The following is a 7793-nucleotide window of genomic DNA, read 5'->3' on the forward strand; positions in this document are numbered from 1 at the left end:
GGGCCAGCATGGCGGCTTCGCAGGCCAGCGCGACGAGGCTGGCCCAGGCCAGGTTGAGCAGGGTGCCCGGGCCGTACAGCCAGGTAAGCGTCAACAGGCCGGGGACGCAGGCGCCGAGCACCAGGCGCATGATCGCCGGGGGTGTTCCTCAAGGACGGCAGCGCGCTGGTCACCGCCCTGTTGCTGGCAGTCGCCCTGCCGCCCTACGCCCCCTGGTGGCTGACCCTGGTGGCGACCTTCTTCGCCCTGGTATTCGGCAAGCACCTGTACGGCGGCCTCGGACAGAACCCGTTCAACCCGGCGATGCTCGGCTACGTCGTGGCGCTGGTCTCGTTTCCCCTGGAAATGACCCGCTGGCCCTCGCCGGACAGCGCCCTCGGCCTGCCCGACAGCCTCCGCGAATTCCTCGGCCTCGCTACCCGGCCGGACGCCTGGGCCCACGCCACCGCCCTCGACGTGCTGAAGACCGACCGCAGCCTGACCGTCGACGAGCTGTTCGCCGGCAACCCGGCCTTCGGCCACCTCGGTAGCGCCGGCAGCGAGTGGGTCAACCTGGCGTTCCTCCTCGGCGGCCTGTTCCTGCTCTGGCGCCGGCTGTTCACCTGGCACGCGCCGCTGGGCATGCTCGCCGGCCTGTTCGCCATGAGCCTGCTGTTCTGGAATGGTTCCGGCTCCGATTCCCATGGCTCGCCACTGTTCCATCTGTTCAGCGGGGCGACCATGCTCGGCGCCTTCTTCATCGTCACCGACCCGGTGTCCGGCGCCACCAGCAATCGCGGGCGGCTGGTCTTCGGCCTCGGCGTCGGCGTCCTCACCTACGTCATCCGCGCCTGGGGCGGCTATCCCGATGGCGTGGCGTTCGCCGTGCTGCTGATGAACCTGGCGGCGCCGACCATCGACTACTACACCCGGCCGCGCACCTACGGCCATCGCAAGGCCGAGCGCGGCTTCAAGGCAGGCGACTGATGGACGCCGCGACTCGCCGTTCGATGCTGCGCAATGCCCTCCTGCTCGGGCTCTTCGCCCTGCTCGGAGTGGGCCTGGTAGCACTGGTGCAGCAATTCACCGAAGCGCGCATCGCCGAAGCCCAGCGCGAGGCGCGCGGCCGCGCCCTGCTGGAACTGCTGCCGCCGGGCAGCTACGACAACCATCCGCTGGACAGCCAGGTGCCAACCTTCGCGCCGAAGCTGCTCGGCCTGGATGCGCCGCGTCCGGCCTATGTCGCCCGCCTGCACGGCCAGGCCAGCGCAGTGATCCTCCAGGCCAGCGCGCCGGATGGCTACAGCGGCGCCATCCAGCTACTGGTCGGGGTCACCGCCCAGGGCCGGCTGCTCGGCGTACGGGTCGTCGCGCACAAGGAAACCCCCGGCCTCGGCGACCGCATCGAACTGGCCAAGAGTCCCTGGGTGCACGGTTTCGACGGCAAGAGCCTGGGCGATCCGGCGGACGCCGGCTGGGCGGTGAAGAAGGACGGCGGTACGTTCGACCAGTTCGCCGGCGCCACCGTCACCCCGCGCGCCGTGGTCCGCGCCGTGCACAAGGCGCTGCGCTACTTCGACGCCAACCGCGAACGCCTGCTCGCCCCCGAAGAGGCTGCCGGACATGAGTGAACAAGATTTCCGCGAGATCGCCCGCAACGGCCTGTGGCGCAACAACCCGGGTCTGGTCCAGTTGCTCGGCCTGTGCCCGCTGCTGGGCACCAGCAACTCGACGGTCAACGCCCTCGGCCTGGGCCTGGCCACCATGCTCGTGCTGGCCTGCTCCAATGCCGCGGTATCGTTGGTGCGCGGCGCGGTGAGCGAGGCGATCCGGCTGCCGGCGTTCGTCATGATCATCGCCGCGCTGACCACCTGCATCGAACTGCTGATGCAGGCCTGGACCTACGAGCTGTACCAGGTCCTCGGCATCTTCATCCCGCTGATCACCACCAACTGCGTGATCCTCGGCCGCGCCGAGGCCTTCGCGGCGAAGAACGGCGTGCTGCGCGCCAGCTTCGACGGACTGCTGATGGGCCTCGGCTTCGCCCTGGTCCTGCTGGTCCTCGGCGGCCTGCGCGAGCTGCTCGGCCAGGGTACCCTGCTGGCCGACATGCACTTGCTGTTCGGCCCGGCGGCGGCGGACTGGAAGATCCAGCCGTTCCCGCAGTACCAGGGCTTCCTGCTGGCGATCCTGCCGCCGGGCGCGTTCATCATGCTCGGCCTGCTGATCGCCCTGAAGAACCGTATCGATGAAAGCCTGGCGGAACGCGCCAAGGTGCAGGCGGGCGACGTACCCGCCACCCAGCGCCAGCGCGTCCGCGTCACTGGAGTGATTGAATGAATGCCGCCAAGCGCGCGGAGATCTTCCGCCGACTGCACGAAGACAACCCCGAGCCAAGGACCGAACTGGCCTACACCACCCCCTTCGAACTGCTCATCGCGGTGATCCTCTCCGCCCAGGCCACCGACGTCGGGGTGAACAAGGCCACCGCCCGCCTCTATCCGGTGGCCAACACCCCCGAGGCGATCCACGCCCTCGGCGTCGAGGGGCTGTCGGAGTACATCAAGACCATCGGCCTCTACAACAGCAAGGCGAAGAACGTCATCGAAACCTGCCGCATCCTCATCGAAAAGCACGGCGGCCAGGTCCCCGACAACCGCGAGGACCTCGAAGCCCTGCCCGGGGTTGGCCGCAAGACCGCCAACGTGGTGCTCAATACCGCCTTCCGGCAACTGGCCATGGCGGTGGACACGCATATCTTCCGCGTCGCCAACCGCACCGGCATAGCACCGGGAAAGAACGTTCTGGAAGTGGAGAAGAAACTGCTGAAGTTCGTGCCGCGCGAGTACCTGCTCGATGCCCACCACTGGCTGATCCTGCATGGCCGCTACGTCTGCAAGGCGCGCAAGCCGCAATGCGGAAGCTGTCGGATCGAGGACCTGTGCGAATACAAGCACAAGACTTCAGACGATTGATCAACTATTCGAAATCCTATCTTTACGATTGAAAAAATCTTTTTTACCAGCCACGGCTTTGTCGCTATAAGGTGCGCCATTACCACCCCATAAGTTGGAGTGAATGTCATGGCAAAAGCCAAAGAAGAACTCGAGATCGACGACGAAGCCGGCGTTGAAGAGGATGACGGCGAGGAAACCAGCGTCGAGGTGGCCAAGACCAACCTGACCAAGCGTCGCATCATCGACAACCTGCTGGAAGAACGCCGCCTGCAGCGCCAGTTGTCGGACTACGACTTCGACCTGTGAGCAGCGCCGTCCACACCGCAAGCAAGCCCCGCAATTGGCGGGGCTTCGTTTTTCCGGCGGCCATGAAAAGCCCGCCGAAGCGGGCCTGAACACCAGTGCGATCGAGCCGAGACCGCCATGCCCAGCCGGCACGCGCCGGGCGGCGGCCACGGCAACCGCTATCCGACGGTTGCCGTCCCGGCCGTCCCGGATAACGCCCTCAGGGTCGCAGTTCGAACAGCGCCGGCAGCGGCGGCCACTCCGAAGGCACCTTGCGGAAGCGACTGAAGCCGGCGGCCTCGGCCATCTGCCGCGCGCGGTCCTCGCCCATGAAGGCGCCGAGGCCCTCGCCGCCGTGGGACAGCGAACAGGTCATGCAATACAGCGTGCTCTGCGGGTACATCACGCGACCGAACAGGTTCATGTTCTCGTGCAGTTCCTGCGACAGGTTGAGTTCCACCATCAGGTAGGTCCCATCGTCGGCGGTCGACTCGCGCAGGTCCTTCATCATCTGCTGCGGGTCGGTCGCGTCGTGGATGACCACGAAGGTCGTGACGAAGTCGAACTTCTTGCCCGCCAGCGCATCGGAATCGCTGACCTCGAAGCGCACCCGGTCGCCGACCCCCGCAGCCTCGGCGTTCGCCCGCGCGCGTTCGATGGACGGCGCGTGGAAGTCACAGCCATAGACCTGGGCTTCGGGGAACGCCTTGGCCATCATGATCGCGGCCAGCCCGCTGCCGCAGCCGAAATCGAGCACGCTGCCACCCGCCTGGAGCTTTTCCTTGACGCCATCCAGCGAAGGAATCCAGTGCTGCACGAGGAAGTGCTTGTACCAGGGCATGGTCATGCGCTCCATGCCTTCCCAGGTTTCCAGCGGGAAGGATTCCTCGGGGCAACCGCCGCCGCAGCGGAAGGCCTCGATGATCTTCGGCGCCATGCTCACGAAGGGCACGCTCAACTGGATGATCCCGCCGGCGAAATAAGGCGAGTCCTCGTCGGCGAGCACCGGGACGAACTCGGCCGGCAACCGATAGCTCCTGCTCTGCGGATCGTAGGCCAGGTAGTTGCCGGTGACCATGCTGCCCAGCCATTCGCGCAGGTAGCGGGTGGTGTAGCCGGTCTGCTGCGCCAGCTCCTCCAGGGTCACCCATTGGCCATGGGCGAGCGCCTTGAACAGCCCCAGGCGGTCGCCGATGTAGAGCATCGCGCCGCGCAGGGTATTGCCGTAGTCCTCCATGATCCGCGCTGAAAACTGCTTGACCTTCGCGGTTTCGATCTCGTTAGCCTTTGTCATTCTTGTTCTCCGTTGATGTGCAGTACCGCCGCCTCTGGCGGCGGGTGATTCAGTGGTGGCTGGCGACCTTGTCCAGCACCTTGTCGACGATGGTCCCGGCCATGCCGAGATGGGTCCGCGGCTCGAACAGCCTGGCCAGGGTTTCCTTCGGCATGACGGCGCCCACCCGCGGATCCGACTCGAGCGCCTGGCGCATCGGAATCCGCTTGCGCTGGCAGGCCTGGGTGATCTCGAAGATGATTTCGTAAGCGCTGCTCTTGCCCAGTTGCTTGGCCATCTCGAAGACGAACGCCTCGGTACAGATCGCATCGCTGTATGCATTCGCCGTCCGCGCCATGGTCTCGTCGTGGACCGTGAGCCCGTCGATGGTGTCGGTCAGCAGCGACAGCGCCATCAGCGCATAGTGGGAAACGTCCGCCACCGCACACCATTCCAGGCGCGTGCCGCGGTAGTCCCGCTCGTGCTCGAGGATCATGGCGTCCAGCGCGAGCAGGACCTGGGCCTTGGCCAGCCTGGCCAGCACCACGACCTGCTCGCAGCCTTCCGGATTGCGCTTGTGGGGCATGGTGCTGCTACCGATCTGCTGCTGTGTCCAGCCCACCTCCAGCTCGCCGATCTCCCAGCGGTTCAGGGTGCGGATCTCGTCGGCGATCCGCGCCAGGGACGCGGTGACCATGGCCAAGGTGCTGACGAACTCGGTAACCCGGTCGCGGGACACGTGCCAACCCGCCAGCGGCACGTCCAGCGACAGCCGCCGCGCGAAGCTTTCGAGCAGGAGCATGGCCTCGTCGCCGAAGGCGGCCATCGTGCCCACGCCGCCGAACAGTTGCACCACCAGGATCCGCTTGCGCGCCTCGCCCAGGCGTTCGCGGTGACGCAGCAACTCGTCGATCCAGCCGGCCACCTTCAGCCCGAAGGTGGTCGGCAACGCCGGGATCGAGTGGGTCCTGGCGACCATCAGCGCATTGCGGGTCCCGCTCGCCAGCACCGAGAGCCGGTCCAGGAGGATGTCCAGCGCCCGCTCCGTTTCATCCAGCACATCGCGCATTTCCAGGGACTGCGCGGTGTCCTGGATATCCTGCGTGGTCGCGCCGAAGTGCACGTACTCGCGCGCGCTGGGGCTGCAGTTCCGTTGCAGCGCACCCAGCAGGGGCATCAGCGAGTGCCCGGTGCTGGCCACGCCATCGGCGATCTGCTGCAGGTCGACGGCCGAAAGCCTGGCGGCCTTCGCGATCTCCAGCGCGGCCTCGGGCGGGATGACGCCGACATCGGCCTGCGCCAGCGCCAGCGCCGCCTCCACGTCGAGCCAGCGTTGCAGGCGGCAGTGGCTACAGAAGATCCGCCGGCTCACCGGACCGGCGTAGCCTCCGCCATGGGTTTTAGAGTCAACGATGTGACTGTGTTCGTGCTTGCAGGACGACTCGGCCGGTGCGCCGCCGAAGCTCTGCGGATGCGCGGTGCACGAGGAACGGGCAAGCATTTCCAGCGATTCAGCATCCATCACCTATCCTCCATCACGTACTGGGACTGACCGGTATTTCCTTGGGAAGAGGCGGCGCCTTCGGGCCTGTCGCCCGACGCGCCGGTTCGTGGTTTGCCGGCGACCAGGTCGACCATCTCCGCGGCGAGGCCGACGTAGCCGACGGGGTCGAGCAGTTCTTCGAGCGCCTCGGCGCTGAAACAGCCGCGCAACCTTGGCTGCCCGAGCAGCGCCTCGCGGAACGGAACGCCCTGCCGCTGGGAGGCCTGGGTTATCTCATGGAGCAGTTCGTGGGCGGTCTGCTTGCCGAACTGCCCCGCCAGCGCGAGCATCACCCGCTCCGACAGGATCAGCCCACCCAGGAGGTCGAGGTTGGTGCGCATGCGTTCCTCGCGCACCTCGAGCCCCTCGGCCAGCACCGCCTCCATGCGGGTCAGCAAGGCGCCGGCGTAGACGAACAGCTCCGGCAACGCCGCCCACTCGATGCGCCAGGCGGTGCCGTCGCGCTCGTGCAACTGGAACGCGGCATCGGTGAGCGCCACCATCTGCGCCCGCACCAGCCGCGACAGCGCGCTGACCAGGTCGACCGACGACGGGTTCCGCTTGTGCGGCATGGTGCTGCTGCCCACCTGTCCCGGCCGGCTGCCCTCGCGTACCTCGTCGATTTCGCTGCGCTGCAGGTGGTAGATCTCGTTCGCCACCCGGCCCAGCGTCACCGACACCTGGACCAGCAACCCGGCAACCTCCAGCACCCGGTCCCGGGCGCTGTGCCAACTGGTCGACGGCGCGCCGAGGCCAAGCCTGGCCAGGGTTCGCCGCTGTAGCTCGAAGCCCTGGGCGCCGAACGACGCCAGGGTTCCCACGGCACCGGTCAGGTTGCCGACCAGGACGCGTTCGCGCGCTTCGTCGAAGCGCGCCAGGTGACGGTCGATTTCATCCACCCAGACGGCGACCTTGTAGCCGAAGGTCGTGGGCAGCGCCTGCTGCCCGTGGGTGCGTGCAACCATCGGCGTGTGCTGGTGGCGCAGGGCAAGCGCCAGCAGATGGCCACGGATCGAGTGCAGGAGCCCTAGCGCAGGGCCCCAGGCTTCCTTGACCTGCAGCATCAGCCCGGTGTCGAGGATGTCCTGGGTGGTCACGCCATAGTGCACGTACTCCCCCCAGCTACCCTCGCACGATCTCGCCAGGGCGCGGATGGTAGGCACCAGCAGGTGCCCTGTCTCCAGGCTTTCGCGGCCCAGTTGAGTGAGGTCGAAGCGCTCCACCTGGGCGGCGCGGTCGATCTCCCGCGCCGCCTCGTGGGGGATGATGCCCATCTCGGCCTGGGTCGCCGCCAAGGCTCGCTCGACATCCAGCCACCTCCGCACCTGGTTGGTATCGGAAAAGATCGCGGCGAATGCCGGGGACGAGTAGGCGCCCCCGTGTATACGGGATTCCGTAATGTGACTTGGCATTTTCGAGTGCTCGCTTTGTCCCGGTGGAAGTCACTTGACGCTCTGCATCTCTTCCCAGATCGCGTCGTAATAGGCCCTTTCCACACGGAAGTGCTGCGATAGCGAGGTCAGGAACGCATTCTGGAACTGCACGTCCGGAATCCGCCGCGCGATGAGTTGCCATTCGCGCTTGGCCCGCGGCGGTACGAGGCTGATGTGGACCTTGTAGTACTCCGCCTGGTCCTCGCTCAGGCCGGCCTGGAGCAGGGCCCGATAGAGCTTTTCGTGGTTCCCCGGCACGACCAGTTCGGTGATGTAGAACACCGCCAGCCCCCAACCGACCTCGGCATGCCGGAAGGCACGGG

At 66.8% G+C, this 7793-nt stretch carries 7 protein-coding genes and 3 pseudogenes; 5 read left to right on the forward strand and 5 right to left on the reverse strand.

Features of this window, described 5'->3' with window-relative positions; translation table 11 throughout:
* Positions 1-130: pseudogene (locus tag FFS27_RS24615) on the reverse strand (electron transport complex subunit RsxD); the annotation flags it as partial.
* Positions 131-135: 5 nt separating this feature from the next.
* On the opposite strand from FFS27_RS24615, the pseudogene FFS27_RS24620 reads away from it, so the two are divergent.
* From FFS27_RS24620 to FFS27_RS24640, 5 genes and pseudogenes are all read left to right on the forward strand, one after another.
* Positions 136-966 (forward strand): annotated as a pseudogene (locus tag FFS27_RS24620) (RnfABCDGE type electron transport complex subunit D); the annotation flags it as partial.
* A complete protein-coding gene (gene rsxG / locus FFS27_RS24625) occupies positions 966-1610 on the forward strand; it encodes an electron transport complex subunit RsxG (protein ID WP_021265133.1) in 645 nt (214 codons plus the stop codon). The pseudogene FFS27_RS24620 and the gene rsxG, both read left to right, overlap by 1 nt.
* Entirely contained in the window at positions 1603-2319 is a 717-nt protein-coding gene (locus FFS27_RS24630) for an electron transport complex subunit E (protein WP_003092049.1), read from the forward strand. Before rsxG ends, FFS27_RS24630 begins: the two co-directional genes overlap by 8 nt.
* On the forward strand, positions 2316-2954 hold the full coding sequence (nth, locus tag FFS27_RS24635) for an endonuclease III (protein WP_003092050.1): 639 nt from the start codon (positions 2316-2318) through the stop codon (positions 2952-2954). Before FFS27_RS24630 ends, nth begins: the two co-directional genes overlap by 4 nt.
* A gap of 108 nt (positions 2955-3062) precedes the next feature.
* Positions 3063-3242 (forward strand): PA3496 family putative envelope integrity protein, encoded by a 180-nt coding sequence (locus tag FFS27_RS24640; protein WP_003092052.1) that lies wholly within the window; start codon positions 3063-3065, stop codon positions 3240-3242.
* Between the two features lie 199 nt (positions 3243-3441).
* On the opposite strand, the gene FFS27_RS24645 is transcribed toward FFS27_RS24640, so the two are convergent.
* The 4 genes and pseudogenes from FFS27_RS24645 to FFS27_RS24660 form a co-directional block, all read right to left on the reverse strand.
* Positions 3442-4515: a class I SAM-dependent methyltransferase gene (locus tag FFS27_RS24645; RefSeq protein WP_003092054.1), complete on the reverse strand. Its 1074-nt coding sequence runs from the start codon at positions 4513-4515 to the stop codon at positions 3442-3444.
* 49 nt (positions 4516-4564) lie between these two features.
* A complete protein-coding gene (locus FFS27_RS24650) occupies positions 4565-6016 on the reverse strand; it encodes a class-II fumarase/aspartase family protein (protein WP_003092055.1) in 1452 nt (483 codons plus the stop codon).
* Entirely contained in the window at positions 6016-7449 is a 1434-nt protein-coding gene (gene purB / locus FFS27_RS24655) for an adenylosuccinate lyase (protein ID WP_014603964.1), read from the reverse strand. Before purB ends, FFS27_RS24650 begins: the two co-directional genes overlap by 1 nt.
* Before the next feature lie 30 nt (positions 7450-7479).
* Positions 7480-7793 (reverse strand): annotated as a pseudogene (locus FFS27_RS24660) (HOASN domain-containing protein); the annotation flags it as partial.

It is taken from the genome of Pseudomonas sp. 2VD (assembly GCF_005503585.1).
In the GTDB taxonomy this organism is placed as follows: domain Bacteria; phylum Pseudomonadota; class Gammaproteobacteria; order Pseudomonadales; family Pseudomonadaceae; genus Pseudomonas; species Pseudomonas aeruginosa.